At 71.1% G+C, this 25,048-nt stretch carries 28 protein-coding genes; 10 read left to right on the plus strand and 18 right to left on the minus strand.

The window, feature by feature from the left end; all coding sequences use genetic code 11:
- Positions 1 to 20 precede the first annotated feature (20 nt).
- Complete coding sequence (locus tag RWN05_RS07675; RefSeq protein WP_314139152.1) at positions 21 to 800, minus strand: 3-hydroxyacyl-CoA dehydrogenase; 780 nt, start codon at positions 798 to 800, stop codon at positions 21 to 23.
- A gap of 33 nt (positions 801 to 833) precedes the next feature.
- Positions 834 to 2,015 (minus strand): thiolase family protein, encoded by a 1,182-nt coding sequence (locus RWN05_RS07680; protein ID WP_314139153.1) that lies wholly within the window; start codon positions 2,013 to 2,015, stop codon positions 834 to 836.
- 150 nt (positions 2,016 to 2,165) lie between these two features.
- Between RWN05_RS07680 and RWN05_RS07685 the strand changes: the two genes are divergently transcribed.
- The 6 genes from RWN05_RS07685 to RWN05_RS07710 all read left to right on the plus strand — a co-directional run bounded on the left by RWN05_RS07685 (position 2,166) and on the right by RWN05_RS07710 (position 7,812).
- Positions 2,166 to 3,149, plus strand: coding sequence for a rhodanese-related sulfurtransferase (locus RWN05_RS07685; RefSeq protein ID WP_314139155.1), 984 nt, complete (start codon positions 2,166 to 2,168; stop codon positions 3,147 to 3,149).
- Positions 3,150 to 3,161: 12 nt separating this feature from the next.
- Positions 3,162 to 3,635: an SRPBCC family protein gene (locus tag RWN05_RS07690; RefSeq protein ID WP_314139156.1), complete on the plus strand. Its 474-nt coding sequence runs from the start codon at positions 3,162 to 3,164 to the stop codon at positions 3,633 to 3,635.
- 165 nt (positions 3,636 to 3,800) lie between these two features.
- The gene (locus RWN05_RS07695) at positions 3,801 to 4,754 is read left to right on the plus strand and encodes an L-lactate dehydrogenase (RefSeq protein WP_064294901.1); all 954 of its coding nucleotides are present in this window, start codon (positions 3,801 to 3,803) and stop codon (positions 4,752 to 4,754) included.
- Between the two features lie 214 nt (positions 4,755 to 4,968).
- Complete coding sequence (locus RWN05_RS07700) at positions 4,969 to 5,874, plus strand: ATP-binding cassette domain-containing protein (RefSeq protein WP_314139157.1); 906 nt, start codon at positions 4,969 to 4,971, stop codon at positions 5,872 to 5,874.
- A complete protein-coding gene (locus tag RWN05_RS07705; protein WP_314139158.1) occupies positions 5,871 to 6,695 on the plus strand; it encodes an ABC transporter permease subunit in 825 nt (274 codons plus the stop codon). The genes RWN05_RS07700 and RWN05_RS07705 overlap by 4 nt, the downstream gene beginning before the upstream one ends.
- Before the next feature lie 100 nt (positions 6,696 to 6,795).
- Entirely contained in the window at positions 6,796 to 7,812 is a 1,017-nt protein-coding gene (locus RWN05_RS07710) for an MDR family oxidoreductase (RefSeq protein WP_314139159.1), read from the plus strand.
- 269 nt (positions 7,813 to 8,081) lie between these two features.
- On the opposite strand, the gene RWN05_RS07715 is transcribed toward RWN05_RS07710, so the two are convergent.
- The 9 genes from RWN05_RS07715 to hemQ form a co-directional block, all read right to left on the minus strand.
- Positions 8,082 to 8,372, minus strand: coding sequence for a hypothetical protein (locus RWN05_RS07715; RefSeq protein ID WP_064294905.1), 291 nt, complete (start codon positions 8,370 to 8,372; stop codon positions 8,082 to 8,084).
- A gap of 111 nt (positions 8,373 to 8,483) precedes the next feature.
- Entirely contained in the window at positions 8,484 to 8,894 is a 411-nt protein-coding gene (locus tag RWN05_RS07720) for a DUF4190 domain-containing protein (protein ID WP_079003601.1), read from the minus strand.
- 192 nt (positions 8,895 to 9,086) lie between these two features.
- Positions 9,087 to 9,434: a hypothetical protein gene (locus tag RWN05_RS07725; RefSeq protein ID WP_064294907.1), complete on the minus strand. Its 348-nt coding sequence runs from the start codon at positions 9,432 to 9,434 to the stop codon at positions 9,087 to 9,089.
- 108 nt (positions 9,435 to 9,542) lie between these two features.
- Complete coding sequence (locus RWN05_RS07730) at positions 9,543 to 10,958, minus strand: glutamate-1-semialdehyde 2,1-aminomutase (protein ID WP_071260452.1); 1,416 nt, start codon at positions 10,956 to 10,958, stop codon at positions 9,543 to 9,545.
- The gene (gene hemB, locus RWN05_RS07735; RefSeq protein ID WP_314139162.1) at positions 10,955 to 11,962 is read right to left on the minus strand and encodes a porphobilinogen synthase; all 1,008 of its coding nucleotides are present in this window, start codon (positions 11,960 to 11,962) and stop codon (positions 10,955 to 10,957) included. The genes RWN05_RS07730 and hemB overlap by 4 nt, the downstream gene beginning before the upstream one ends.
- A gap of 61 nt (positions 11,963 to 12,023) precedes the next feature.
- Positions 12,024 to 12,848: a uroporphyrinogen-III synthase gene (locus RWN05_RS07740; RefSeq protein WP_071260454.1), complete on the minus strand. Its 825-nt coding sequence runs from the start codon at positions 12,846 to 12,848 to the stop codon at positions 12,024 to 12,026.
- A complete protein-coding gene (gene hemC / locus RWN05_RS07745; protein ID WP_064294911.1) occupies positions 12,845 to 13,792 on the minus strand; it encodes a hydroxymethylbilane synthase in 948 nt (315 codons plus the stop codon). The genes RWN05_RS07740 and hemC overlap by 4 nt, the downstream gene beginning before the upstream one ends.
- Entirely contained in the window at positions 13,789 to 15,039 is a 1,251-nt protein-coding gene (locus RWN05_RS07750; protein WP_064294912.1) for a ferrochelatase, read from the minus strand. The genes hemC and RWN05_RS07750 overlap by 4 nt, the downstream gene beginning before the upstream one ends.
- Entirely contained in the window at positions 15,039 to 15,761 is a 723-nt protein-coding gene (hemQ, locus tag RWN05_RS07755) for a hydrogen peroxide-dependent heme synthase (RefSeq protein WP_064294913.1), read from the minus strand. Before hemQ ends, RWN05_RS07750 begins: the two co-directional genes overlap by 1 nt.
- A gap of 91 nt (positions 15,762 to 15,852) precedes the next feature.
- Between hemQ and RWN05_RS07760 the strand changes: the two genes are divergently transcribed.
- Entirely contained in the window at positions 15,853 to 16,314 is a 462-nt protein-coding gene (locus tag RWN05_RS07760; protein ID WP_064294914.1) for a GNAT family N-acetyltransferase, read from the plus strand.
- Positions 16,315 to 16,330: 16 nt separating this feature from the next.
- Here the strand turns inward: RWN05_RS07760 and RWN05_RS07765 are convergent, their stop codons facing one another.
- From RWN05_RS07765 to hemE, 5 genes are all read right to left on the minus strand, one after another.
- A complete protein-coding gene (locus tag RWN05_RS07765; protein ID WP_064294915.1) occupies positions 16,331 to 16,582 on the minus strand; it encodes a DUF3618 domain-containing protein in 252 nt (83 codons plus the stop codon).
- Complete coding sequence (locus RWN05_RS07770; RefSeq protein WP_064294953.1) at positions 16,572 to 16,994, minus strand: phage holin family protein; 423 nt, start codon at positions 16,992 to 16,994, stop codon at positions 16,572 to 16,574. The genes RWN05_RS07765 and RWN05_RS07770 overlap by 11 nt, the downstream gene beginning before the upstream one ends.
- A 17-nt stretch (positions 16,995 to 17,011) precedes the next feature.
- The gene (locus tag RWN05_RS07775; protein ID WP_064294916.1) at positions 17,012 to 17,434 is read right to left on the minus strand and encodes a hypothetical protein; all 423 of its coding nucleotides are present in this window, start codon (positions 17,432 to 17,434) and stop codon (positions 17,012 to 17,014) included.
- 132 nt (positions 17,435 to 17,566) lie between these two features.
- Positions 17,567 to 19,111 (minus strand): NAD(P)/FAD-dependent oxidoreductase, encoded by a 1,545-nt coding sequence (locus RWN05_RS07780; RefSeq protein ID WP_071260460.1) that lies wholly within the window; start codon positions 19,109 to 19,111, stop codon positions 17,567 to 17,569.
- On the minus strand, positions 19,108 to 20,199 hold the full coding sequence (gene hemE, locus RWN05_RS07785) for a uroporphyrinogen decarboxylase (protein WP_064294918.1): 1,092 nt from the start codon (positions 20,197 to 20,199) through the stop codon (positions 19,108 to 19,110). The genes RWN05_RS07780 and hemE overlap by 4 nt, the downstream gene beginning before the upstream one ends.
- A gap of 120 nt (positions 20,200 to 20,319) precedes the next feature.
- Between hemE and RWN05_RS07790 the strand changes: the two genes are divergently transcribed.
- On the plus strand, positions 20,320 to 21,762 hold the full coding sequence (locus RWN05_RS07790; protein ID WP_240555839.1) for a glutamyl-tRNA reductase: 1,443 nt from the start codon (positions 20,320 to 20,322) through the stop codon (positions 21,760 to 21,762).
- Between the two features lie 118 nt (positions 21,763 to 21,880).
- On the opposite strand, the gene RWN05_RS07795 is transcribed toward RWN05_RS07790, so the two are convergent.
- A complete protein-coding gene (locus RWN05_RS07795; RefSeq protein WP_064294920.1) occupies positions 21,881 to 22,474 on the minus strand; it encodes a DUF4190 domain-containing protein in 594 nt (197 codons plus the stop codon).
- Positions 22,475 to 22,628: 154 nt separating this feature from the next.
- Between RWN05_RS07795 and RWN05_RS07800 the strand changes: the two genes are divergently transcribed.
- Positions 22,629 to 23,429, plus strand: coding sequence for a triacylglycerol lipase (locus RWN05_RS07800; RefSeq protein ID WP_139205363.1), 801 nt, complete (start codon positions 22,629 to 22,631; stop codon positions 23,427 to 23,429).
- Positions 23,426 to 23,857 carry an NUDIX domain-containing protein gene (locus RWN05_RS07805; RefSeq protein WP_240555587.1) on the plus strand — a complete coding sequence of 144 codons (432 nt, stop codon included), beginning with the start codon at positions 23,426 to 23,428 and terminating at the stop codon, positions 23,855 to 23,857. The genes RWN05_RS07800 and RWN05_RS07805 overlap by 4 nt, the downstream gene beginning before the upstream one ends.
- A gap of 64 nt (positions 23,858 to 23,921) precedes the next feature.
- Here RWN05_RS07805 and RWN05_RS07810 read toward each other — a convergent pair whose 3' ends face one another.
- Positions 23,922 to 24,827 (minus strand): serine hydrolase, encoded by a 906-nt coding sequence (locus RWN05_RS07810; RefSeq protein ID WP_064294922.1) that lies wholly within the window; start codon positions 24,825 to 24,827, stop codon positions 23,922 to 23,924.
- Between the last annotated feature and the right edge of the window lie 221 nt (positions 24,828 to 25,048).

Consider the following 25,048-nt stretch of genomic DNA (forward strand, 5'->3'; position numbering starts at 1 on the left):
CGTCGGCATCGGAGAGCCGGTCATTTCGGCGCCATCCGGATCGCGCCGTCGAGGCGGATCGTCTCACCGTTGAGGTAGCCGTTCTCGACGATGTGCAGCGCGAGTGCGGCGTACTCGTCGGGACGACCGAGGCGGGCCGGGTACGGCACCTGGTGCCCCAGCGACTCCTGCGCCGCCTCGGGCAGTCCGGCGAGCATGGGCGTCTCCATGATGCCGGGCGCGATCGTCACGACCCGGATCCCGAAGCGCGCCACCTCGCGGGCGATCGGCAACGTCATCGAGTGCACCGCCCCCTTGGACGCGGCGTAGGCGGGCTGGCCGATCTGTCCGTCGAAGGCTGCGACGGACGCGGTGTTGATGATGACGCCGCGGTCTCCGGCGCCGTCGACGGGATCGCCGTCCGGATCGTTGTGCTGCATCGCGTCGGCGGTGAGCCGGATGACGTTGAAGGTGCCGAGGACGTTGACGCGGAGGACGCGTTCGAAGGCGCCGAGGTCCGCCGGACCGTCGCGGCCGAGCACCTTCGCCGGTGGCGCGATGCCGGCACAGTTCACGACGACCCGCAGCGGTCCACGCGACACCGCCGCTTCGACCGCCGCCTGCACCTGCTCACCGTCGGTGACGTCGGCGGGCACGAAGGTCGCGAACCCGCCGAGTTCCTCGGCCCGCTCTGCCCCGGGTGAGCCGGGGAGGTCGACGAGCACGACGCGCGCGCCGGCGTCGGCCAGCCGCGTCGCGGTCGCGAATCCGAGTCCCGAGGCGCCGCCGGTGACGATCGCCGAGCTGCCGGTCACATCCATGTCGTGGTTCCCTTCACCTGGTGGGCGCGCCCGTCAGAGGCGCTCGATGATCGTCGCGTTGGCCATGCCGCCGCCCTCGCACATCGTCTGCAGACCGTAGCGCCCGCCGGTCGCCTCGAGCTGGCCGAGGAGGGTGGCGAGGAGCTTCGTCCCGGAGGCGCCGAGCGGGTGCCCGAGGGCGATCGCCCCGCCACGCGGATTGAGCCGGTCGTCGTCCACCCCGAACTCGCGTTGCCAGGCGAGCGGGACGGACGCGAACGCCTCGTTGACCTCGAACGCGTCGATGTCGTCGATGTCGAGCCCACTGCGCCCGAGGATGCGGCGGGTGGCGGGAAGGATGCCGGTGAGCATCTCGATCGGGTCGCTCCCGACCGCGGCGAAGGAGACGAAGCGCGCACGCGGCGTCAGCCCCAGCTCGAGCGCCCGGACCTCGCTCATGACGAGCGCGGCGGAGGCGCCGTCGGTGAGCGGTGAGGCGTTCCCCGGCGTGATCCGCCAGGCGATCTCGGGGAAGCGCGCCGCGAGCCGCTCGTCGCGGAAGGCGGCGGGGAGTCCGGCGAGCGCCTCGGGGGTCGTCCCGGCACGGACCGTCTCGTCGGTCGTGACGACGGAACCGTCGGGGAGGGTGACGGCGATGACCTCGCCGTCGAACCCGCCGGACGCCCAGGTCGCGGCGGCGCGCTCGTGGGAACGGGCGGCGAAGGCGTCGAGTTCATCGCGGCTGAGGTTCCAGCGGGCGGCGATGAGTTCGGCGGAGACGCCCTGGCCGACGAGGCCCTCGGGGAAGCGGGCTCGGAGCTCGGAGCCGAAGGGGTCTGCACCCTGCACGTTGGAGCCCATCGGCGCTCGACTCATCGATTCGACCCCGCAGGCGATGACGACGTCGTTGCCCGCCGACATGACGCTCTGTGCGGCGAAGGTGGTGGCCTGCTGGCTGGAGCCGCACTGCCGGTCGATGGTGGTGCCGGGCGTCTCCTGCGGGAGGCCTGCGGCGAGCGCCGCGTTCCGCGCGATGTTCTGCCCCTGCTCGCCGGACTGGGTGACGCAGCCGGCGTAGACGTCCTCGACGACCGCGGGATCGATGCCGGTCCGCTCCACGAGCGCGCGGATCGTGCCGGCGAGGAGGTCCGTCGGGTGCACGGCGTTCAGCGCACCGCCCGGTTTGCCCCGGCCGGACGGCGTCCGGATCGCGTCGACGATCACTGCAGTGCGCATGGCCATCTCCTTCGAGGTCTGCGTCCACCCTAGGCCTGGCGCCTGCGCGGAAGGCGGCGGTTGTGGCCCTTCGACAAGCGAGGGGCCGGAACGTCCGTGTCCGCTGGACCGGCCCGACGATCCGCGGTCGGCGCCACGTACGATTGAGCGGTGGCCGACCCGAAGATCCTCCTCTACTACGCGTTCGCTCCCCTGGCGGACCCGGAGGCGATCCGGCTGTGGCAGCGCGACCTCTGCGAGTCGCTCGGTCTCCGTGGTCGCATCCTCATCTCGAAGGACGGCATCAACGGCACCGTCGGCGGCGAACTCGACGCCTGCAAGCTCTACGTCCGGAAGACGAAGGAGCACCCCGCGTTCCGCGACCTCGATGTGAAGTGGAGCGACGGCTCCGGCTTCGACGAGGACGACCCCGTCCGCACGGCCAGGCACCGGCCCGCGCCCTGGCGTCGGAGTAGCGACTTCCCGAAGCTCAGCGTGAAGGTGCGCGAGGAGATCGTGTCCTTCGGCGCCCCCGGTGAGCTCGTGGTGGACGAGCACGGCGTCACCGGCGGCGGGGTGCACCTGCAGCCGACGGAACTGCATGAGCTCGTCGCGGAGCGCGGCGACGACGTCGTGTTCTTCGACGGCCGGAACGCGTTCGAGGCCGAGATCGGTCGGTTCGCCGGCGCGGTCGTCCCCGACGTCGCGACCACTCGTGACTTCGTCGCCGAACTCGACAGCGGGAAGTACGACCACCTCAAGGACAAGCCCGTCGTCACCTACTGCACGGGCGGCATCCGCTGCGAGGTGCTCTCGGGACTCATGCGATCGCGAGGGTTCGGCGAGGTGTACCAGCTCGACGGCGGCATCGTCCGGTACGGCGAGCAGTTCGGCGACGACGGCCTGTGGGAGGGATCCCTGTACGTGTTCGACAAGCGTGGCTCGCTCGAGTTCAGCGATCACGCGGCCGTCATCGGGCACTGTGTCGTGTGCGACGCGTCGACCAAGCACCTGCAGAACTGCGCGGACCCCTCCTGCAAGACGCAGTTGGTCGTGTGCGAGGCGCACGCGGACGGGCCTGACGGCGGCCCGCGATGCGCCGTGCACGCAGGGTCCGAGGCCGCCACCGATGCTCGCACCGGCCAGCCCGCCTGATCCGCCACCGTCATGACCGCCCATTTCCGCCTCCGCACCGAGCTCGCCGGGACGATGCAGCAGGCCTTCGACCTCTCGCGGTCGATCGACGCCCACCTCGGCTCGATGGCGGACACCGGTGAGCGGGCGGTCGGCGGCGTGACCTCCGGGCTGATCGGTCCCGGCGAGACCGTCACCTGGCGGGCGAGGCACTTCGGTGTGTCGTGGACGATGACGAGTCGGATCACCGCGTTCGAGGAACCCCACCGGTTCACCGACGAACAGGTGTCCGGTCCCTTCCGGGCGTTCCGCCACGTCCACCTCTTCGAACCACTCGAGCGACCGACGGGGACGGCGCGGACCATCATGCTCGACGATGTCACGTTCTCGGCGCCGTTCGGTCCGCTCGGCCTCGTGGCCGAACACGTCGCGCTCACCCGGCACCTGCGACGGCTCATCGAGTCGCGGAACCGGTGGTTGGCGGAGGCACTTCGACAGGCTCCGTGACCGAAAAGTGCGGCTCAGTGACCGAAAGGTGCGGCTCAGTGACCGGAGGGTGTGGCGGTCCGGTCCCTGAGCCTGTCGAAGGGCGGATACCTCGACATCGAGACAACCCGACACCCGTCGTGCCGCGCCCTGACCGCGCACATCCACCCCTGCCAAGATGGAGCCATGGGTGCTCGCACGAAGTCGAAACTGGCCATCATCGGGGCGGGGAGCGTCGGTTCGTCCCTCGCCTACGCCTCGCTCATCCGCGGCAGCGCCCGGCGGGTGGCGCTCTACGACATCGACGGCAAGCGGGCCTCGGCCGAGGTCCTCGACCTCGCCCACGGGACGCAGTTCACCGGGTCGAGCAGCATCACCGGCGGTGACGACATCTCGGTCGTCGCCGATGCGGACGTCGTCGTGATCACGGCCGGTGCGAAGCAGGAGCCCGGCCAGACCCGACTCGACCTCGCGGGCACGAACATCCGCATCCTCGAGCAGCTGCTCCCGAAACTCGTCGAGCAGGCGCCGGACGCCGTCTACATGCTCGTCACGAACCCGTGCGACGTCCTCACCGTCGCCGCCCAGCAGATCACGGGGCTGCCGCGCGAACGCGTCTTCTCCTCCGGCACCGTCCTCGACACCTCCCGGCTGCGCTGGTTGCTCGCTGAGCACGCGGGTGTCGCGACCTCGGCGGTGCACGCACTCATCGTCGGCGAGCACGGCGACAGCGAACTGCCGCTGTGGTCGCAGGCGACCATCGGCCCCGTCCCGATCCTCGACTGGGAGCTGCCCGACGGATCGCGCTTCACGGAGCAGCAGCTCGACGAGATCGCGGTCGACGTCCGGACGGCCGCCTATCGCGTCATCGAGGGCAAGGGCGCGACGAACTACGCGATCGGGCTCTCCGGTGCACGCATCGTCGAGGCCATCCTCGGCGACGAGCACGCCATCCTGCCGGTGAGCACCGTGCTCGACGGGTACCACGGTGTCAGCGGGGTCGCCCTGTCGGTGCCGAGCATCGTCGACCGCTCGGGCGTGCGGTCGGTGGTCGAGGTCGCGATGTCGCCGCGCGAGGAACAGCAGTTCGCCGACTCGGCCGCCGCCGTCCGCGCGTCGCTCGACTCGCTCGGGCTGTAGCAGCCGACCTCGTCCTCGGCTCCGCCGTCCCTGTCTCAGGAAAGGTGCGGCGCGGCGCCCCGATGCGAGCCCGCCACGCCGGGTATCTCCTGAGACGGGGCCACAGGCGCCTGCACCGGGATCTCCCCCGAGCGGCCGATGCGCAACCGGTCTCGGCCCCGATAGCGTTGCGGGACGAGGCGCGGATCCGGCCGCGCCCCTGGGGAGGTACCGGATGACCGCTGGCGTGACGATCGAGTTCGACGGACTCTCGAAATCCTTCGGGGCGGTGCAGGCGGTCGACGACCTGACGTTCCACGTGGAACCGGGCAAGGTCACCGGTTTCCTCGGCCCGAACGGCGCCGGGAAGACGACGACCCTGCGCATGCTGCTCGGCCTCGTGCAACCGACGTCGGGGAGGGCGACCTTCGGGGGTGTCCCCTACGCCAAGCTGCCGGTGCCTGCCGCGACCGTCGGCGCGGCTCTCGAGGCGGCGAGCTTCGTCCCCGGCCGCACCGCCCGCAACCACCTGCGCGTGCACGCCTCGGCAGCGCGTCTGCCGGCGAACCGGGTGGACCTCGTGCTCGCGCAGGTCGGGCTGCTCGACGTCGCGGACCGACGCGTCGCCGGGTACTCACTCGGCATGCGACAACGGCTCGGCCTCGCGACCGCGCTCCTCGGCGACCCCGGTGTGCTCGTCCTCGACGAGCCGATCAACGGGCTCGACCCCGAGGGGATCAAGTGGATCCGCGGCTTCCTCACCGCGCTCGCGGCCGAGGGCCGGACCGTCCTCATCAGCTCGCACCTGCTCAGCGAGGTGCAGCAGTCCGTCGACGAGGTCGTGATCATCGCGAAGGGGCGGCTCGCGCACGTGGGCACCCTCGCGAGCCTTGACGCCGCCGACACCCTGCGCGTCGTCGTGAACTCCCCGGAGCACGAGCGGCTCGCCACAGCGCTGACCGCCGCGGGGTACACCTTCGACCAGGCCCGCTCGGGGCTCGTCGTGCACGACGTGGAGGCGATCGACATCGGCCGGGTCGCGCTCGCCGCCGGCATTCCGCTCAGTGCGTTGTCGCGGCATCGATCAGGGCTCGAGGATTCGTTCCTCGCGCTCGTCAGCGGTGGGGAGGACCACGCATGACCTCACTTCTGGCAGCCATCCGCTCCGAGTTCCTCAAGGTGTTCACCACCCGCGTGTGGTGGGGCCTCGCGCTCATCCTGTTCGTGTACGTCGGTTTCGCCGCGGCCGGGGCCGCTCTCCTCTTCGCCAACATCCCGGGTGCAGCCGAGTCCAGTGGCGCAGGGGCCCAGGCCACGAGCGAGATGCTCACCCAACCCGGTCTCATCTACGGCTTCGCGACGAGCATCGGGTACGTCTTCCCCGTCCTGCTCGGAGCGCTCGCCACGACCGGCGAGTTCCGGCATCAGAGCCTGACGCCGACGTTCCTCGCCAACCCGAACCGCGGTCACGTCCTCGTCGGCAAGGTCCTGGCGCTGACCGGGGTCGGCGCGCTGTACGGCGTGATCGCGCTTGTTGCGTCCGTCGGTCTCGGCGGCGGCGCCCTGGCGATCAGCGGCATCGACCCGATGCTGACCGACGCCGACACCTGGGCGCTCATCGGCCGTGCGGTGCTCGCGATGGCCCTGTGGGGTGCGATCGGCGTCGGTCTCGGGGCGGTGCTGCCGAGCCAGGTGGGCGCGATCATCGTCGTACTGGCCTTCACGCAGTTCGTCGAGCCGCTGCTGCGCCTCGCCTCCTCGTTCTCGGAGATCACCGCGTCCATCGGCCGGTTCCTGCCGGGTGCCGCGACGGACGCCCTCGTCGGGCCGAGCTTCTACTCGATGATGTCGGCGCAGCAGGACGCGCTGGCCTGGTGGCAGGGCGGACTCGTCCTCCTCGGTATCGGGGTGATCGTCGCACTCATCGGCTACGCCACGACCTGGCGCCGCGACGTCACCTAGGCACGGCGCGCGATGGCTCGCGCCAGGCGGCCCCTCGGCGGGGAGGCGTAGGCTCGACGGACAGCCACCGACCGGTCACCGCACCGGAGACAGGAGCACCATGGGCCGCGCATACCTCGTCGAGCAGGTCGAGCACGAGGGTGGCAAACCCACCCGGACGGTCGACCTCCGCGACCTCCCCGACGCCTCACTGCCCGACGCCGCCGTCACCGTCGACGTCGATTACTCGAGCATCAACTACAAGGACGCCCTCGTCCTCACGGGGAAGCCGGGCGTCGTGCGGTCGTTCCCGATGGTCGCGGGCATCGACCTCGTCGGCGTCGTCGCGGCGTCGAGTGATCCCGCGTGGACGGCCGGCGACCGCGTGGCCCTGTTCGGCGACGGCCTGAGCGAGACCCGGTACGGCGGGCTCTCCGAGCGTGCGAAGGTGCGGTCCGACGCGCTCGTCCGCGTCCCCGACCACGTCTCGAGCGCACAGGCCGCCGCGATCGGCACAGCCGGGTACACCGCGGCCCTCGCAGTGCTCGCGCTCGAGCACGGCAGCGCGACCTCCGGCGCCGTCCGCGTCGGCGGGCTCCCCGTGCTCGTCACAGGAGCGGGTGGCGGCGTCGGAGGCATCGCGATCGCACTGCTGGCCGCCGCCGGCTTCGAAGTCACCGCCTCGACGGGGCGGGTCGACGAGCTGGGTGACGCCCTGCGGCGGCTCGGTGCGACGTCGATCGTCGACCGCGCCGAGTTCGCCGAGGCCGGTCGCCCGCTCGGCAGCCAGCGCTGGGCGGGAGCCGTCGACTCCGTCGGCGGTCAGACGCTCGCGACGGTCCTGTCGCAGGTCGAGTACGGCGGGACGGTCGCCGCCTGTGGTCTCGCCGGCGGGTCCGATCTCCCGACGTCGGTCATGCCGTTCATCCTCCGCGGAGTCACGCTCGCGGGCGTGAACTCCGTCGAGGCACCGCTCCCCCTGCGGCAGGCCGCCTGGGAGCGCGCTACCACCGCGCTCGACCTCGACGTCCTCGACACCCTGACCGAGACGGTCCCCTTCGCCGACGCGACGGATGCGGCCGAGCGGGTCCTCGCAGGCTCGGTCCACGGCCGGATCGTCGTCGACGTCCGCGCGTGATCGGGCCCAAGGAACAGGCCCGGCCGTCCCTAACTCAGGAGAGTTGCGGCGCGGCGCACGCCCACCCGGGCGACACACCGGCCGACTCCTGAGACAGGGACATCACCCGACCCGCCGTCCCCAACTCAGGAGAGTTGCGGCGCGGCGCACGCCCACCCGGGCGACACACCGGCCGACTCCTGAGACAGGGACACCGCGCAGCGCTCCAGGAACGCGACAGCGGCCGGTGCCCGAAGGCGACCGGCCGCTGCCGACGGGACTGCTGAGACTCAGTAGCCGGCGGTCGACATGACCGAGCCGAGCGCGACGGCGTAGAAGATGCCGCCGATGATGCCGAGCACGACGAGGATGATGCCGATGATGACACCGATCTTGGCGAGCTGGTTCGGGTAGCCGGCGTCCTTCGACTGCTTCTGCGCGACGAGGCTGATGATCAGGCCGACGAGCGGCACGACGATCGCGAGGATGAGGCCGACGAGGCCGAGCGTCTTGCCCGGGTAGTCGGCGGGCAGGGCGCCGCCCGGCTGCTGCGGGGCGTTGTACTGGGGTGCGTTGGTCATGATGGTTCCTCTCGAGGATGGTAGATGCGCCACGGGCGCGAGCCAACAGTAGTGGGTTAGGTACCCGACAGGCGATGGGGACAACTCCCCAATCGACCGGATGTCACCGGGTTACGGGCAGGTGATGGTGGTGCCGCCGCTCGTGTGCGTCCCTGAGCCGAGCTCGCCGCAGACCTCGGAGATGGCCGATGCACCGATCGCGATACCCGCGATGATCGCGATGATCGCCAGCACGATGAAGACGATCGACAGGATGAGGCCGACCTTCGCCAGCGTGTTCTTGACACCCGCGTTCTTCGACTGCACCAGTGCGACGATGCTCAGGATGAGGCCGATCGGCGGAGCGAGGAACGCGAGGATCAGCCCGACGATGCCGAGCGTCTTGCCGGCGGTCGCGTCGCCGGCGGGAGCTGCGCCGCCGGAGTACGCGGGAGCGGAGCCGTACTGATCCTTCGGGGGCTGCGGCGCCTGGGGAGCCTGCGGCGGCTGGCCGGGGTACTCACCGGGAGGAGGAGTCGACATGGCTGTGGTCCTTTCGAACAGGCGGATCTGCGGAGGTTCGAGCGCGCCCAGAATACCGGTCAGACGTCGTTTTGTGCCCTGTTCGAGGGAAATGGTTGCGAACGGCCCTGATCAGCGCCAGGATGCGCTGGCACCGCGCCCTGGCCCACGATCCGGGCCCGGCCGAGACCGCCGTGCGTCCGGCAGCTCGTCCTAGTGCAGGTCGAGGGCCGCGATGAGCTCGGCGCTGCGACGGGTCGTGATGATGAGCCGCGAGTACTCCGCGTCTTCGAGATCGATGACGACCGACGGTTTGGTGCCCTTGATGACCAGGAAGTCCATGCCACCGTGGAACTTCCACTGGCCGATGGCGAGCGTCAACGGGATCGCGGTGCCGGGCGCTCGGATGCCCCGGACCCAGATCCACGGGTCGTCGGTGATGGTGGCGGAACGGATGCTCGACCGTGGCACGACGACGTTGCTCCGACGCAGCGAGAGCGCTTTGTCGTACGCGGACAGCTCGATCTCCAGTCGGTCGGGGTGCAGACGCAAGGAGGCCATGCCTCTAGTCTGCCAACCCCCACCGACGTTCGCGTTGCCGGAAGTTCACAAAGCGGTAACGCATGCCCTGTGCGACGTCCGCCGTCGGCGGTGGGGCGACCGTCCGACTCAGCGGATGGCCGCCGCAGCCGCGCGGGCCGCCGCGGGCAGGGCGTCGACGATGCGCCCGATCGCTTCGTCGTCGTGCGCCGCGGAGACGAACCAGGCCTCGTACACGCTCGGCGGGAGCGACACCCCGGCGTCGAGCATGCGGTGGAAGAAGGCCGGGTACCGGAAGGCGTCCTGCCGCAGGACCGCGGCGTAATCGGTCGGTGCCGTCTCGCTGAAGGCGAAGGAGAACAGGTTCCCGGCGCGTTGCACGGTGTGCGCGACCCCGGCCTCCGTGAGTGCGTTCGAGGTCGCCTCGGACACGATCGCGGCCGCCGCGTCGACCCGACGGTAGACGTCCTGGTCGGCGAGGCGCAACGTCTCGATGCCGGCGGCGAGGGCCACCGGGTTCCCCGAGAGCGTCCCGGCCTGGTAGACCGGGCCGGTCGGCGCGAGCAGGTCCATGAGCTCGGCGCGTCCACCCAGCGCGGCGAGGGGCATGCCGCCGCCGATGACCTTGCCGAAGGTGAAGAGGTCGGGCTGGTACACACCGACGGGGATGCTGATGGCACCGGTCGAGTTGGCGACGGCGTGGTTGCCGGCCTCCCAGGCCTCTGCGCCCGGCACGGGCTCCGTGCCCGGTGCGACGGCGGCGAGTCCGCGGTTGTCGAGCCCCCACCAACCGGCGGAGGAGACGCGGAACCCGGTGAGCACCTCGTCGATGATGACCAGCGCGCCGTACTCGTGCGCGAGCTTCACGACGCTCGCGTTGAACCCCGGAGCCGGCGGCACGACGCCCATGTTGGCGGAGGCCGCCTCCATGATGATCGCGGCGATGTCCTGGCCCCGCTCGGCGAAGACCTCGCGGAGTGCCGACCGGTCGTTGTACGGGACGACGATCGTCTGGGCGGCCGTCTCGGCGGTGACCCCGGCGGACCCCGGCAGGGCGAGGGTCGCGACGCCCGATCCCGCTTCGGCGAGCAGGCCGTCGGAGTGGCCGTGGTAGTGGCCGGCGAACTTCACGATGAGACTGCGACCCGTGGCACCGCGCGCGAGGCGGATGGCCGTCATAGTCGCCTCGGTGCCGGTGGAGACCATGCGCAGCTTCTCGATCGGCGCGACACCGGACGCCTGGACGCGCTCCTTGACGAGCTCCGCGAGCTCGGTCTCGGCCGGGGTGGACGCGCCGAAGGAGAGACCGCGGGCCGCAGCGGCCTGCACGGCCTCGACGACCTGCGGGTGCGCGTGTCCCAGGAGTGCGGGGCCCCACGCGCTCACGAGGTCGACGTACTGCACGCCCTCGGAGTCGGTGATGTAGGGGCCGGTCGCGGACACCATGAACCGCGGCGTACCGCCGACGGAGCGGAAGGCTCGGACGGGCGAGTTCACCCCGCCGGGGATCGATCGCTGGGCTCTGACGAATGCTGCGTCGTTCATCGGGTTCCTCCTGCGCGCAGGCCGCGCGCCTCATCCAACCAACCGGCGAGTTCGACGGCCCAGTAGCTCAGGACGACCTCGGCTCCGGCGCGCTTGATGGACAGCACCGACTCCTCGATCGCGCGTCGACGGTCGATCCAGCCCTGCTGGGCGGCGGCCTCGATCATGGCGTACTCACCGGACACCTGGTACGCCCAGACCGGGATCGACACCGTGTCCGCCACGTCGGCCAGGACGTCGAGGAAGCTCCCCGCGGGCTTCACCATGACGATGTCGGCGCCCTCGGCCTCGTCGATGAGGGCCTCGCGCAGACCCTCACGACGGTTGGCGGGGTCGAGCTGGTACGTGCGGCGGTCGCCCTGCAGTTGCGAGTCGACGGCCTCGCGGAACGGCCCGTAGAGCGCGGATGCGAACTTCGCCGAGTAGGCGAGGATGATCGTGTCGTCGAACCCGGCGGCGTCGAGCGTCTCGCGGACGGCGGCGACCTGGCCGTCCATCATGCCCGAGAGCCCGAGGAGGGCCGAACCCGACTCGGCCTGGGCCAGCGCCATGTCGCGGTAACGGTCGAGCGTGCGGTCGTTGTCGACGCGCCCGCGGTCGTCGAGGACGCCGCAGTGTCCGTGATCGGTGAACTCGTCGAGGCAGAGGTCGGTCTGCACGACCAGGGCGTCGCCCACCTCGGCGACGAGCGCACGGGTGGCCACGTTGAGGATGCCGTTGGGGTCCGTCGCGCCGGAACCCACGGCGTCGCGCTCGGCCGGGACACCGAAGAGCATGACCCCACCGATGCCGGCCGCGGCCGCCTCGGCCGCGGCGCGCTTGGCGCTGTCGACGGTGTGCTGCCGGACGCCCGGCATCGAGGAGATCTCGACCGGCTCGGAGACGCCCTCCCGAACGAACATGGGGAGCACCAGCTCCGCCGGGTCGAGTCGCGTCTCACTGACGAGGCGACGGATGGCCGGCTGCTGCCGGAGACGACGGGGACGGGTCTCGGGAATGCTCACCCGTCCAGCCTACGCGCCGCTACCGACCCGCCCTCCCGGTTCGCGCAGGGCGTGGAGCCGGTCAGCGGTTCTCGTCGCCGGCGTCCTCGTCGCGCTTCTGGCTGAGCGCCACGGACACGATCGCCTCGATCAGCGAGTCGACCGTCTGCTGCTCCGCCACGACGTCGACCCGGAGCCCGTAGCCTCGGGCGTCACGAGCCGTGCGGGGTCCGATCGCGGCGATGACGGTGCTCTCGGGGATCTCGGGGAACTGCGAACGGACCTGCTCCGCCACGCTGCCCGAGGTGACGAGGATGGCACGCACCCGGCCGCTGGCGACGTCGGCGACGATCTTCTCGGCGACCGGGACACCGACCGTGCGGTAGGCGACGACGGACTGGACGTCGTGCCCGGCGGCGATCAGGCCCTCCGTGAGGAGCGGCTTGGCGATGGCCGAGCGGAGTGTGAGGATGCGCTTCGGGTGCGGTTCGAGCGCCGTGAGCTCCTGCACCATGCCCTTGGCGGAGTTGTCCTTCGCCGGAACGAGGTCGACGCTGTAGCCGACGGCGGTGAGTGCGGCAGCGGTGGTCTCGCCGACGGCGGCGACCCTCGTCGTCTCGGGGATCCGGATCCGCTGCGAGGACAGCACGTCGACCGTGGTCGCGCTCGTCACGGTGAGCCAGTCGAACTCGCCCGCCTCGAGCGCCGCGAGCGCGGTCCCGAGGGTCTCCGGGTCGTCCGTGCTGGCGAAGTTGATCATCGGGGCGACGACGGGCGACCCACCCTTGCCACGGACCGTCCCGGCGACCGAGTCGCCCCACGGACCGCCGCGCGGCACGAGGACGCGCCACCCGCCGAGCGGCTTGGTGGCGGTGGGAACGGTGTTCGACTTCGTCCAGTCCTTCACGCAGCGCCTCCCAGGGGGGCGAGGTCGGCTGCGCCGGCCTCGATGAGCTCGTCCGCGAGCGAGACTCCCAGCGCGTCGGCCGCTTGCAGCAGCTCCCGCCCGTGTCCGTCGCCGGAGAACCCCTCCGCGCGGCTCTCCCGGTGGATCATCTCGGTGCCGTCGAGCGAGTAGACGGCGGCCTGCAGCACGAGGTCCTCGTCGTCGAGCCACGCTGCGGCGCCGACGGGAGCCGAGCAACCGGCCTCGAGTCGACGGAGCACGGCCCGTTCCGCCGTGGCCTGCCATCGGCTCGGCGCGTGGTCGAGCAGCGCGATGGAACCGGCGATGGACGACTCGTCGTCGTCGAGGCACTCGATCGCGAGCGCCCCCTGCCCCGGCGCGGTCGGCCAGGTGTCGAGGTCGAAGAGCCCGGTGACGGCGTCGAGCCGTCCGAGGCGGGTGAGACCGGCGGCCGCGAGGACGACGGCGTCGAGGTCGTCGTCGATGCGGCGCAGGCGGGTGTCGATGTTGCCGCGGATGTCGACGACCTCGAGGTCGGGCCGGATGCGCTTCAGCTGGGCGATCCGTCGCGGTGAGCCGGTGCCGATCCTGGCCCCCTGCGGCAGGTCGTCGAGCGAGCGGTCGTCCGAGGCGCACAGGGCGTCGCGTGGATCCTCGCGCATCGGCATGGCGGCGATCGTGAAGCCCTCGGCCGGAGCCGTCGGCAGGTCCTTCAAGGAGTGCACGACGAGATCGCACGCGCCGTCGAGCAGGGCGTCGCGGAGCGCGTTGACGAACACGCCCGTCCCGCCGATGGTGGAGAGCGACTCACGACTCGTGTCGCCCTGCGTCGTGACGGTGACGATCTCGACGTCCTCACCGGTGGCCGCCGTGAGGGCGTCGGCCACATGACCGGTCTGCGCCAGCGCCAGGGCGCTGCCGCGGGTTCCGATACGAAGGGTCATGGGGCGATCCCCGAGAACGCCGGTTTGAAGCCCAGCCGGGCGTTCTCGCAGCACCCGGGGCGGCAGACGTCGTACCAGGGGCCGAGGTCGGTCATGTGCGGTCGTTCCTCGACGGGCGTGCCGTCGCGGCGCTCGAGGACGAGGTCGACGAGTCCCTTGACGTAGGCGGCGGCGGTGCCCGGCGTCGGGACGCGGACGGCGGCCAGGCCGTGTTCACCGGCCGTCTCGATGGCCTCGTTGTCGAGGTCCCACATGACCTCCATGTGGTCGCTCACGAAGCCGAGCGGCACGATGACGATCGCCTTGCGGCCGGCGGCGGGCAGCTCGGCGATCGCGTCGTTGATGTCGGGCTCGAGCCACGGCATGCTGGGCGGGCCCGACCGGGACTGGTAGACGAGCTGCCACGGCACCGAGACGCCGCTGCCGACCGCGCCACCGAGGACACCGGCCTCACGGAGCTGGTCGATGGCGTTCGCCATGACGACCTCGGCCACCGCGAGGTGCTGGGCCTCGTACGCCCCGTGGTCGCCGAAGCCGCGGAAGTCGGGGCCGGAGCGCGCGGCGTCGCCGGTGGGGATCGAGTGCGTCGCGAAGAGCACCTCGATCTCCGTCTCGGCGGAGAGCTCGGGCTGTTCGCGCAGGTACTCGGCGATCGCCTCACGGACACCGTCGATGAACGGGGTCACGAAGCCGGGGTGGTCGAAGAACTGACGCACCTTGTCGATCTGGATCTCGCCCTGGAGGTTCGTCTCGTCGACGGCGATCGCGAAGTCCTCGCGGTACTGCCGACAGCTCGAGTACGAGGAGTAGGCGCTCGTGGCGATCGCGATGAGCTTCGTGAAGCCGCGCTCGTGCGCCTCGGTCAGCGCGTCGCGCAGGTACGGATCCCAGTTGCGGTTGCCCCAGAGGACCGGGAGGTCGATGCCACGGGACGCGAGTTCGAGCTCCAGGGCCGCCTTGAGCGCACGGTTCTGGTCGTTGATGGGGCTGACGCCGCCGAAATGGCGGTAGTGGTGGGCGACCTCTTCGAGACGCTCCTCGGGGATCCCGCGCCCGCGCGTGACGTTGCGGAGGAACGGGATGACGTCGTCCTGGCCCTCGGGCCCGCCGAAGCCGGCGAGGAGGATGGCGTCGTAGTCCGTCGGCTCGGAGACGTGCTCAGGACCGGCCGCTGCGGCGTCGGTCGCGCCGCGGACGATGCGCTCGGGGGCCTCGGCTCCGGTGCTCCCCAGGTTCATGGCTGCCATCAGCGCACCACCTCCAATGCCTCGGCGGGCGTGATACGGCGGCCCGTGAAGAACGGCACCTCTTCGCGCACGTGGCGGCGCGCTTCGGTGTTGCGCAGGTCGCGCATGAGGTCGACGAGTTCGACGACGTCGTCGGCCTCGAGCGGCAGGAGCCACTCGTAGTCGCCGAGGGCGAAGGAGGCGACGGTGTTGGCGAGCACACCCGTGAACGCCGCACCCTGACGGCCGTGCTCGGCGAGCATCTTGCGACGCTCCTCCTCCGGCAGGAGGTACCACTCGTAGCTGCGCACGAAGGGGTACAGGCAGAGCCAGCCCTTCGGCTCGATGCCGCGGAGGAACCCGGGGACGTGCTGCCGGTTGAACTCGGCGTCGCGGTGGACGCCCATGGCGTTCCAGGTGGGTGCCAGCGAACCGAGGATGGCGGTGCGGCGCAGCTCGCGGAGGCCGGCCTGCAGGCCCTCGGCGGTGTCGCCGTGGAGCCACAGCATGAGATCGGCGTCGGCGCGGAGGCCGGAGACGTCGTAGATCCCGCGCAGGGTCACGCCCTGGGCTTCGACGAGTGCGATGGATGCTTCGAGTTCGGAGACATGCTCTTCGCCGAGCGGCAGCGCACTTGCCGGCTCGCGGCGCAGGACAGCCCAGAGGGTGAATCCTGAGGGGCCAGTCGGGGTGGCTGAGTCGGTCGGGTGGTGCGATGCCTCGGCAGAGGCCGGGTGAGTCATAGTCCTATCCTCACCCAGTTCGGTCGAATGGGCAAAAGGGGCAGGTCACGATTGACACCGAGCCCAGCCTCACCGGCGATACAGTCGGGTGATGACCAGCGAGCAGCCTCCCGTCCAGTACCACGTCGCCAGAGCGGCCGAGATGGATCCGGTGACGCTCTACCGTGTGCTGAAGATCCGCGTCGACGTCTTCGTCGTCGAGCAGACGGCGCTCTTCGCCGATCTCGACGGACGCGACATCGAGGACGGGACCCTCATCGCCTGGGCGCAGGAGGGCGACGAGGTGCTCGCGACGATCCGGATCCTGACCGAGGCCGAGCACTCGGAGATCGGACGGGTGGCCACGGCGTTCACCGCCCGCGGGCGAGGTCTCGCCGCGGAACTGATCCGTCGCGCGGTCGCCGACCACGGGCATCGGGAACTCCGCATGGGCGCCCAGAAACGCCTCGCCGACTGGTACGGCCGGTTCGGGTTCGAGATCAGCGGCCCCGACTATGTGGAGGACGACATCGTGCACGTCCCGATGACGCGCGTCGCCACGCCGAGCGACTGACCGGCGGCGGGACGCGTCAGCGCACGATGGCGCGGACGATGCCCCATACGGCCAGCCCCGCCGCACCGGCGAGGCCCGCGACACCGGCGTAGAAGACCGCCGGGCGTTCGACCTTGACGGTCGCGATCTGCACGATGGCACGACGCTTGGCGCGGTGCACCTGCTTCGGGACGTTGAGCTTGTCCTCGATCGCGTTCAGTGTGGCGACGAGCTCGGCACGAGCCTGCTCGGGCGAGGGCGTCGCCCCCGGGAACTGGTCAACGGTCATACTCGCCGAGTCCCTTCACTGCCTTGATGTCTTCCTTCACGTTGTCCATCGGGCTCGGGTCCTCGTTGATCTTCTTGAAGTAGCGCAGCGCGATCAGTACGAGGACCGCAGCGACGAGGACGAAGAGCACGAAGACGCAGAGCGCCGCCAGCCACGAGGGCATGACGAGCGCGAGCGCGAGGATCAGTACAGCGACGAGCACGCCGACCGCGAAGAAGAGGAACACCGCGGCACCGGCGACGAAGGCCGCGCCGATACCCGCGTACTTGCCCTTGTGGGCGAGCTGCGTCTTGAGGTTGGCGATCTCGGCCTTGACCAGGTTCGAGACGACCCCCGGCAGCTGGCCGACGAGGGTCAGGAGGGACTCGTCGCGCTTGTCGTAGCGCGGCTCCGAGCGGTTGCGGTCACTCATGAACGGCATCGTCGGTGCTACTCGCCGCTCTTGGGCTTCGGTGCCGTCGTCTTGGGCGCGGCAGGCTTCCGCACTGCGGGCTTCGAGGCCGACGACGTCGAGGTGCCGGAGGCCGTGCGGGCGTCCTTGACCGTCTCGGACACGTCCTGGACGGTGTCCTCGGTCTTCGAGATGGCCTTGTCGAGCTTCTGGCCGGGCGTCGAACCCTGCTGGCTGACGACCTTCGCGACGGCGCTGACGCCGCTCCACAGAGCCGCGGGGACCTCACTGATGCGTGCCTTCGCGAAGTCCTCGACCTTGCCGCGCTGCGCGCGCACCGGCTTCGCGTTCCACAGCTTGACCCACTGCGTCTTGATCTGCTCGTAGCGTTCGCGTCCGGCGCGGGTACCGAGCACGTAGCCCGTGAGCCCACCGACGACGAACATGACCTTGCCCTTCATGGCGCCTCCGTCTGTTCGAGTGGTGCTGTGATGCTGCATCCAACGGGACCAGCGTAGTCGGGTGTCACTCCCACGCCACCATCCGGTCGGGGGTTGACAGGAAAAGATGCCGGGTCGGGCATATGGGCGCGTCTACCGCTGCAGCGCCTGATGGCGGAGTCGTGCCGCCGCCTCGTGGGCGTCGGGGACCACCGAGGCGAGCCCCGTCCCCGACAACCAGGCACCCGTGACCGCGAGGTCGGGCACCTCGGCCACCGCTTCCCGGATGGCCGTCGAGCGTTCACGCTGGCCGCGCGCGGCGGTCGGTTGCGTCCCCGTCCAGGAGATGCGGTGGAAGCCGCGGACGCTGCCCGGGTCGAGCTGGACGCCGAGCATCGCGGACGCGTCGTGCAATGCCGTCGAGAGCAGCTCCTCGTCGGTCAACGCGCTCGTCGCGTCGGCCTCGCCCTGACGGCCGAAGGACAGGCGGACGACGTGGCGGTGCTCGCCATGCTCCTTCGCGCGGTCGGCGAGCCAGGCCCACTTCGCCGTCGCGTGGGTGAGCGCCTTGGCGTGGAGCGTGGAGCCGGGTGCGACGAGCAGCCCGGAGCCACGCGGTGCGGCGTCGAGTGCCGGTTCGTCGAGCACGATCGTCACGAGTTCGATCGGCGCGGGCAGGACCGGGTCGCCCGCATCGTCGCCGGCGGCGGGGAGGTCGCGGAGCGCCGGCCCGACGTCGGCCAGCAGGTTGCGGGCCGGCTGCTCGGGCGTCGCGATGAGGACGAGATCGGCCTCGAGCACCCGACCGTCGGTCAGGGCGACGTACCAGGGGGCCTTCGACGCGCCCGCGGCGGCGGGACGCTCGCTCATCCGCGGGAGGCCGGCGTCGCCGAGGCCGACACCCGGTCCGTCCACGTCGATGTCGAACGGGTTCCGGGAGATCGCCGTGACGGCGACGCCGGTGATGAGCGTCGACCCCCACCGCTCGAGCTCCGCGGTCAATCCCTCGACGAGGACGGTCATGCCACCGTCGAGGCCGCCGACCGCGGCACCGGCGGGCGCGTTCTCCCGGAGGGCCGCGACGGCGAGGGACAGCGCCCCGGTGCGGGTCAGCGCGGCGTTCAGTCCAGGAGCCGCGCGGTCGACGTCGAGGTCGTCCGGAGCCGCCGAGTAGACGCCCGAGGTGACCGGTGCGACGAGGAGGTCGTGGACGGCCGCGCCCATGCGCTTCCTGACGAGCGCACCGAGGTTGTGCTCGGTGCCGATCGTGAGCGGCGGGCGGATGCGGTCGAGATAGGCGCGCAGGGCACCCTTCCAACCGATGACCCGACGGACGTCGTCCGCGAGGGGGTTCGTCGGGATGCCCAGCAGTCCCGCCTTGGGGAGCGGGACACTCCGCTGCGGCTGTCCGGGCTTGGCGACGTGCAACCAAGCCCCCGCCCGGTTGGGACGCACGACGCGGTCGGTCAAGCCCAGCTGCTCGATGAGCTCGACGACCGAGCCACCGCGCGTCGCGAAGCTCTCGGCACCGACGTCGACGCGGAGACCCGCGACCTCCGCGGCCGCGAGCGCACCACCGAACGACTCCTGCGCATCGACGACCGTGACCGAGATGCCGACCTTGGCGCAGTCGACCGCGCCGACGAGTCCGGCCACACCACCGCCGATGACGACGAGACGCTTCGGCTCGAGACTCATGCGGGCTGCCAATCGTGGGCGAGGGCGACGATGCGGGTCAGGACGTCCGGGTCGGTGTCGGGCGGGACCCCGTGGCCGAGGTTGAGGACGTGCGACGGCGCCGCCGTCCCGCGCTGGAGGATGTCGAGGACGTGCGCCTCGAGGACCGGCCAGGGGGCGGCGAGCAGTGCCGGGTCGATGTTGCCCTGCACGGGGACGCCGCCACCGAGACGTCGGATGCCCTCGTCGAGCGCCAGCCGGTAGTCGACCCCGACCACGTCGGCGCCGACCCGGTGCATCGCGCCGAGCAGTTCACCGGTCCCAACGCCGAAGTGCACCTTCGGGACGGCGAGGTCGGCGACGTGCGCGAGCGCGGCCCGGGAGGCCGGGGCGACGTGACGCTCGTAGTCCTCGAGGGAGAGCGCCCCCGCCCACGAGTCGAAGAGCTGCGCGGCCGACGCGCCGGCGAGCACCTGGGCGCGGAGGAAGCGACCGGTGACGTCCGCGCACCAGGCCATGAGCTTGGCCCACGAGTCCGGGTCGGCGTGCATGAGGGTGCGGGCGGCGAGGTGGTCCTTCGACGGCCCGCCCTCGACGAGGTAGGCGGCGAGCGTGAAGGGCGCGCCAGCGAAGCCGATGAGCGGCGTGCGGCCGTCGCCGATCCCCGCGAGCCCGGCGACGGTGAGCGCGACGCCTTCGCGGATGGGCGCCAGTGTGTCGTCGAGGACGGCGGGATCGAGCGCGACGAGCGCGTCGACCTCGGCGGCCGTCCGCACCGCCGACCCCATGACGGGACCACGGCCCGGCACGATCTCGACCGCGACGCCGGCCTGCTTCAACGGCACGACGATGTCGCTGAAGAAGATGGCCGCATCCGTCCCGTGCCGTCGGATGGGCTGGAGGGTGATCTCGCTCGCCATCGCCGGGTCGAGGCAGGCGTCGAGCATGGCCGTCCCGATCCGCAACTCGCGATACTCGGGCAGCGACCGGCCGGCCTGCCGCATGAACCAGACGGGCGTCCGCTCGGGACGGGTGCCGCGGTACGCGGTGATGAGCGGCGACGACCGGGTCACGCCGGTGACGAGGGGGTGTTCGGGTGGGAGACTCACCCCTCCATCCTCCCATCTCCGCCCTGAGAGGGAGGGGCGTGCGTGCGATCGGGTGAGGGTCACCTGGGTGGCTTCCCGGAGAGGCCGACGTGCCCGCTCGGGTAGACTCGTCGGGTGCTCATGTGTGTGACGGCGAGCCATAAGAACGCCACCTTCGACCTCCTCGAACGACTCTCAGTCGGTGCCGAGGGCGTCGCCGCGCGCCTGGTCGAGCACCACGAGTGCGTCTCGGGTGCCGTCGTCGTGGCCACCTGCAACCGGTTCGAGGCGTACATCGACCTCGACGAGCCCGTCACCGCCGCCGCATCCGTCGCCTTCGAGGCCGCTGCGGAGGCCGTCAGCGAGACCACAGGCATCCCCGCCGAGCAGCTGCGGGAGGTGTTCGACCTCAGCGTCGGCACCGCAGCCGCCGAGCACCTCTTCGCCGTGTCGGCCGGACTCGAGTCCGTCGTCGTCGGCGAGGGCGAGATCGCCGGCCAGGTGCGGCGCTCCCTCGAGGCAGCTCGCGCCGGTGGCACCACCAGTTCCGAGCTCGAGCGTCTGTTCCAGCGCGCGTCCCAGACCTCCCGCGGCATCAAGAACCGCACGCCGCTCGGTCGCGCCGGGCGCTCCATCGTGCGTCTCGCCCTGGACCTCGCGGAGAGCCGTATCGACGACTGGGCCACGCAGCGCGTGTTGCTCGTCGGCACCGGTGCGTACGCCGGCGCGAGCCTCGCCGCCCTCCGCGACCGCGGCGTCACCGACGTCCTCGTGTACTCGCCCTCCGGCCGTGCCGAGAAGTTCGCGCGCTCCCACGAGATCGGCTGGATCGGACACGACGACCTCGCCCGCACCACCGGTGAGGTCGACATCATCGTGACCTGCACCACCGCCGAGGGCCACGTCGTCGACGCCGAACTGCTCCGCGCGGGTCGCACGGCCGTCGCCGCCGACCACCGCGCACGAGCCGCAGCCGCCACGGACGCACCGACGCTCTCACTGGTCACCCCGGCCGCTCCCGAGCCCACCGGGGTCTCCGCCCTCGTCCACGACGTCATCACCGAAGCCGCCGCCGAGTGCCCGGTGCCGCACGCCTCGGCCCAGCTCGTCATCGACCTCGGCCTGCCGCGCAACGTCGACCCCGACGTCTCCACCGTTTCCGGTGTCGTCCTGCTCGACCTCGAGACCATCCGCATCCACGCGCCGCTCGAGGAGCTGCAGGCCACCGAGGTCGCGCGCTCCATCGTCAGCCGCGCCGCGCAGAAGTTCGCCGCGGTCGGCGAGGAGCGCAGCCTCGAGCCCGCCGTCGTCGCCCTCCGCAGCCACGTGCACGCGCTCGTCGAGGCTGAGGTCGCCCGTGCGACCGCGCGTGGCGACGACGACGGCTCGACCGCCCGCGCACTGCGTCACCTCGCCGGCGTGCTCCTGCACGAACCGACGGTGCGGGCGCGGAACCTCGCCCGCAACGGCGAGCAGGCCGCGTACACGACGGCGCTGCAGACGCTCTTCGGTATCGAGGTCCCCCAGGCACCGGCGGTCGTCGCTCCGGTCGCCGACACCGATTCGGCAGCTTCCGCCTCCTAGGCTTCCGACCCCACTGAGCCGTCTGGTCGCTGAGCCTGTCGGAGGGCGCTCGAACGACGAACGGGCACCGGCGCGATGCCGATGCCCGTCATGATCCGCCTGCCGAGCAGGCCGTGGATCAGTAGTCGTAGTTGTAGCTGCTCGCGGTACCGATCGCGCCCGCGATGAGCAGGACGTAGAAGATGATGAAGATGACACCGACGAGGACCGAGACGCCGCTCACGATCGTGCCGGCGAGGGCCAGGCCGCGGCCCTGCTCACCGGTGCGCTTGATCTGACCGAGCGCGATGATGCCGAGCACGAGGCCGACGACGCCGAACCCGACGAACGGGGCGATGAGCGAGATGATCGCCATGACGTTCGTCTTCGGGCCGGTCGGCTGCGCGTAGCCGTACGGGGCCTGGGGCTGACCGTAGGGAGCGGCGGGCTGACCGTAGGGGTTCTGCTGCTGACCGTAGGGAGCGGCGGGCTGACCGTAGGGGTTCTGCTGCTCACCGTACGGAGCCTGCGGCTGGCCGTACTTGGGCTGCTCGCCGTACTGCGGAGCCTGCTGGCCCGACTGCTCGCCGTAGGGCGAGGGCTGACCGTACTGCGGCGCCTGTTCCCCGTACTGCGGAGCCGGCGGAACCTGCGATTCGCCGTAGGCCGGCTGCTGGGGGTTCTGGCTCTGACCGTATGGGTCGTTCGGCTGGCCGGAGTTCGGATCAGTCATGAAGGTGCACCTCGCGCATAGGGGTTCGACGAACGGACTCATGCTTGCAGCGTGCCGTCGCCTTGTCAACACAGGGTAACCCGCGATCCCTGATGTCCACTGGGCTCGCGCGGCGCGCACCGGAGGCGGTGGCAAGATGGACGAGGGGGTGCGGATGGACGAGGAATCGGTGGCGGAAGCCGAGGACGTCTCGCTCGCCGACGCCCCGCCGGTCGCCGAGCGACCTGGCGCGCTGGCCATCGCCGGGATCGTCGCCGCCGACTGGGTCCACTCGGTCGTCTGGCACACGCGGGCCTTCTTCAGCGGGCGCATCCCGAAGGAGTACGCCCGTGGCGACGCGAGTCGACCGGTCGTCGTCCTCATCCCCGGCGTGTACGAGACCTGGGCGTTCCTGAAGCCGGTGGCCGACCGCCTGAACGCCGACGGCTACCGGATCCGCATCGCGCGCGGCCTCGGCTACAACCGCAAACCCATCCGCGACACGGCTGCCCGCTTCGCCCGTGCGCTCGGGCGGTTGCCGAAGCCCGCCGCAGGGTGCGTCATCGTCGCGCACAGCAAGGGAGGGCTCGTCGGGAAGGAGCTGCTCCTCACCGAACGCGAGCGGCTGGGCCTGCTCGGGGTCGTCGCGATCTGCTCGCCGTTCTCCGGATCGGTGCTCGCGAAGTACGTGGTCGACCCGAGCCTCCGTGCGTTCCTCCCGACGGACGAGACCATCGTCGCGCTCGGCGCCCCGCACGACGTCAACACCGACATCGTCTCGATCTACAGCACCTTCGACCCGCACGTGCCGTCCAGCAGCGTGCTGCCCGGAGCGACGAACGTGCTCCTCCCGGTGCCGGGTCACTTCGTGATCCTCAGCACGGACGAACTCAAGGACGCCGTGGAACTCGCCGTCGACGGGTTCGCCGACCGGGTGCGGCCCGCGCTGGACCCCGAGAGCCCGGCCGACCGGTGAGCCGTGCACCCGCGGGCTCGGGCAGCCCGCTCCCCGACATTCTCGTGTCCGCGGTCGCGATCGTCCGCGGACGGCGGGTCCTCATGGTGACGGCTCGCGGTCGCGACGTCCTGTACATGCCCGGCGGGAAGATCGACGCGGGCGAGACGCCGGCCGAGGCCGCCGTCCGGGAGGCACGCGAGGAGGTCGCGGTCGAGATCGATCCGGCGCGGGTCTCGCCGTTGTTCACGGTGGTCACGCAGGCGCACGGCGAGCCCGAGGGCCGGTTGGTGCGGATGCACGTCTTCGCCGCCGAGACGGACGAGACACCGACGCCCTCCGCCGAGGTGAGCGCGGTCCACTGGGTGGGCACGGAGTCACTCGACCGCTGCCCACCCGCGGGGCGTGAGGTGCTGGAACGCCTCGCGGCGGCGGGGCTCATCGACTGAGTGGGCGTTCGACAGCCGCATCCTGCCCTTCGACACGCTCAGGGACCGGAGGAGCGAGACCGGCTCAGTGCACGTACTCGAGGAGGTCCTGGCCGAGGATCCGGACGGCGTCGACCACCCCGAGGCGCGTGCCGAGCTCCGTGTCGTCGTAGCTCGTGCACACGGCGTAGCTCACGGCGCCGTTCGGGCCTCGGAGGATGCCCGCCTCGGCTCGCACACCGACCCCGGATCCGGTCTTGTTGAAGAGTTGGATGCCGTGGTCGGGCTCACGGTGGGCCAGCGGATCGAGCCCGAAGCCCGAGGCGACGAGCGAGAGGTCCGTGTTCAGCGACAACCAGGCCAGGACCCGGCGGCTCGTGGTGGCGTCGACGATCTCGCCCGTCGCGAGCGCCTGGAACAGCCAGGCGAGTTCGCGGGCGGAACCGACGGAGAGCTGCGGTGCGTTGTCGGGGCCGCGGTGGTCGCGGACGATGTCGAGGAGGGCCGTGCGCTTCAGCCCGATCTCCTCGGCACGGTGGCGGACGGCGTCGAGACCGATGTGGCGGAGCAGGACGTTCGTGGCGAGGTTGTCGCTCGTCGCGCCGACGAGGGCCGCGAGGTCGGCGACCGGGAGGGACGGCGCTTGGAGGTGCTGCCAGATCCCGGAGTCGGCGACCGCGTCGAGCGGCTCGCGGTCGAGAATGGTGAGGCCGCTGAAGTCGGCGTCGCCGAGGCGGGCCGCGACCTCGATGAGGAGGAGGACCTTGCCGATCGAGGCGGTGGGCACGACGACGTGGTCGTCGGCCGACATGAGCATCTCGCCGGTGGTGATGTCGTTGATCCGGAGGCTGACCTGCGCGCCCGACGCGGCCAGCTCACCGAGGGCGCTGAACCCGCGGGTGAAGGGTTCGATCTGGGCTGAGGCACGGTGGCGCCCTCGACGCGCATCGCGCGAACGGCGACGTTCCGACTCGTGCACTCGTGAAGCCACGGCTGACCGAACTCCTCTGCTCCAGATGGTGATCCCGACGATCCTGCGGCTGTGGACCTGCCCCGGTCAGCCCACTCGACGGCCCTCCGCCGACCCGCGCAGCGGGCCTCCGGATGTGCCGTCCACGGTATCGTAAGCGGCCTTCGCGCTGGCTGCGAATCCGGGCCTGGGAACGTCGTTCCCGGGCGCGTCGGTCCGACATCCGTCGCTTCACCACCCGT

Origin of the sequence: uncultured Plantibacter sp. (genome assembly GCF_963518075.1) — a bacterium.
Taxonomy (GTDB): Bacteria; Actinomycetota; Actinomycetes; order Actinomycetales; family Microbacteriaceae; genus Plantibacter; species Plantibacter flavus_A.

Coding starts and splice junctions, on each gene's coding strand:
- RWN05_RS07765 (WP_064294915.1), bottom strand. CDS start 16,582: ATGACCGTTGACCAGTTCCCGGGGGCGACGCCCTCGCCCGAGCAGGCT.
- RWN05_RS07790 (WP_240555839.1), top strand. CDS start 20,320: ATGTGTGTGACGGCGAGCCATAAGAACGCCACCTTCGACCTCCTCGAA.
- RWN05_RS07710 (WP_314139159.1), top strand. CDS start 6,796: ATGGGCCGCGCATACCTCGTCGAGCAGGTCGAGCACGAGGGTGGCAAA.
- RWN05_RS07715 (WP_064294905.1), bottom strand. CDS start 8,372: ATGACCAACGCACCCCAGTACAACGCCCCGCAGCAGCCGGGCGGCGCC.
- RWN05_RS07725 (WP_064294907.1), bottom strand. CDS start 9,434: ATGGCCTCCTTGCGTCTGCACCCCGACCGACTGGAGATCGAGCTGTCC.
- RWN05_RS07675 (WP_314139152.1), bottom strand. CDS start 800: ATGGATGTGACCGGCAGCTCGGCGATCGTCACCGGCGGCGCCTCGGGA.
- hemC (WP_064294911.1), bottom strand. CDS start 13,792: ATGACCCTTCGTATCGGAACCCGCGGCAGCGCCCTGGCGCTGGCGCAG.
- RWN05_RS07720 (WP_079003601.1), bottom strand. CDS start 8,894: ATGTCGACTCCTCCTCCCGGTGAGTACCCCGGCCAGCCGCCGCAGGCT.
- RWN05_RS07695 (WP_064294901.1), top strand. CDS start 3,801: ATGGGTGCTCGCACGAAGTCGAAACTGGCCATCATCGGGGCGGGGAGC.
- RWN05_RS07760 (WP_064294914.1), top strand. CDS start 15,853: ATGACCAGCGAGCAGCCTCCCGTCCAGTACCACGTCGCCAGAGCGGCC.
- RWN05_RS07780 (WP_071260460.1), bottom strand. CDS start 19,111: ATGAGTCTCGAGCCGAAGCGTCTCGTCGTCATCGGCGGTGGTGTGGCC.
- RWN05_RS07680 (WP_314139153.1), bottom strand. CDS start 2,015: ATGCGCACTGCAGTGATCGTCGACGCGATCCGGACGCCGTCCGGCCGG.
- RWN05_RS07700 (WP_314139157.1), top strand. CDS start 4,969: ATGACCGCTGGCGTGACGATCGAGTTCGACGGACTCTCGAAATCCTTC.
- RWN05_RS07770 (WP_064294953.1), bottom strand. CDS start 16,994: ATGAGTGACCGCAACCGCTCGGAGCCGCGCTACGACAAGCGCGACGAG.
- RWN05_RS07690 (WP_314139156.1), top strand. CDS start 3,162: ATGACCGCCCATTTCCGCCTCCGCACCGAGCTCGCCGGGACGATGCAG.
- RWN05_RS07750 (WP_064294912.1), bottom strand. CDS start 15,039: ATGGCAGCCATGAACCTGGGGAGCACCGGAGCCGAGGCCCCCGAGCGC.
- RWN05_RS07730 (WP_071260452.1), bottom strand. CDS start 10,958: ATGAACGACGCAGCATTCGTCAGAGCCCAGCGATCGATCCCCGGCGGG.
- RWN05_RS07800 (WP_139205363.1), top strand. CDS start 22,629: ATGGACGAGGAATCGGTGGCGGAAGCCGAGGACGTCTCGCTCGCCGAC.
- RWN05_RS07705 (WP_314139158.1), top strand. CDS start 5,871: ATGACCTCACTTCTGGCAGCCATCCGCTCCGAGTTCCTCAAGGTGTTC.
- RWN05_RS07795 (WP_064294920.1), bottom strand. CDS start 22,474: ATGACTGATCCGAACTCCGGCCAGCCGAACGACCCATACGGTCAGAGC.
- RWN05_RS07775 (WP_064294916.1), bottom strand. CDS start 17,434: ATGAAGGGCAAGGTCATGTTCGTCGTCGGTGGGCTCACGGGCTACGTG.
- hemQ (WP_064294913.1), bottom strand. CDS start 15,761: ATGACTCACCCGGCCTCTGCCGAGGCATCGCACCACCCGACCGACTCA.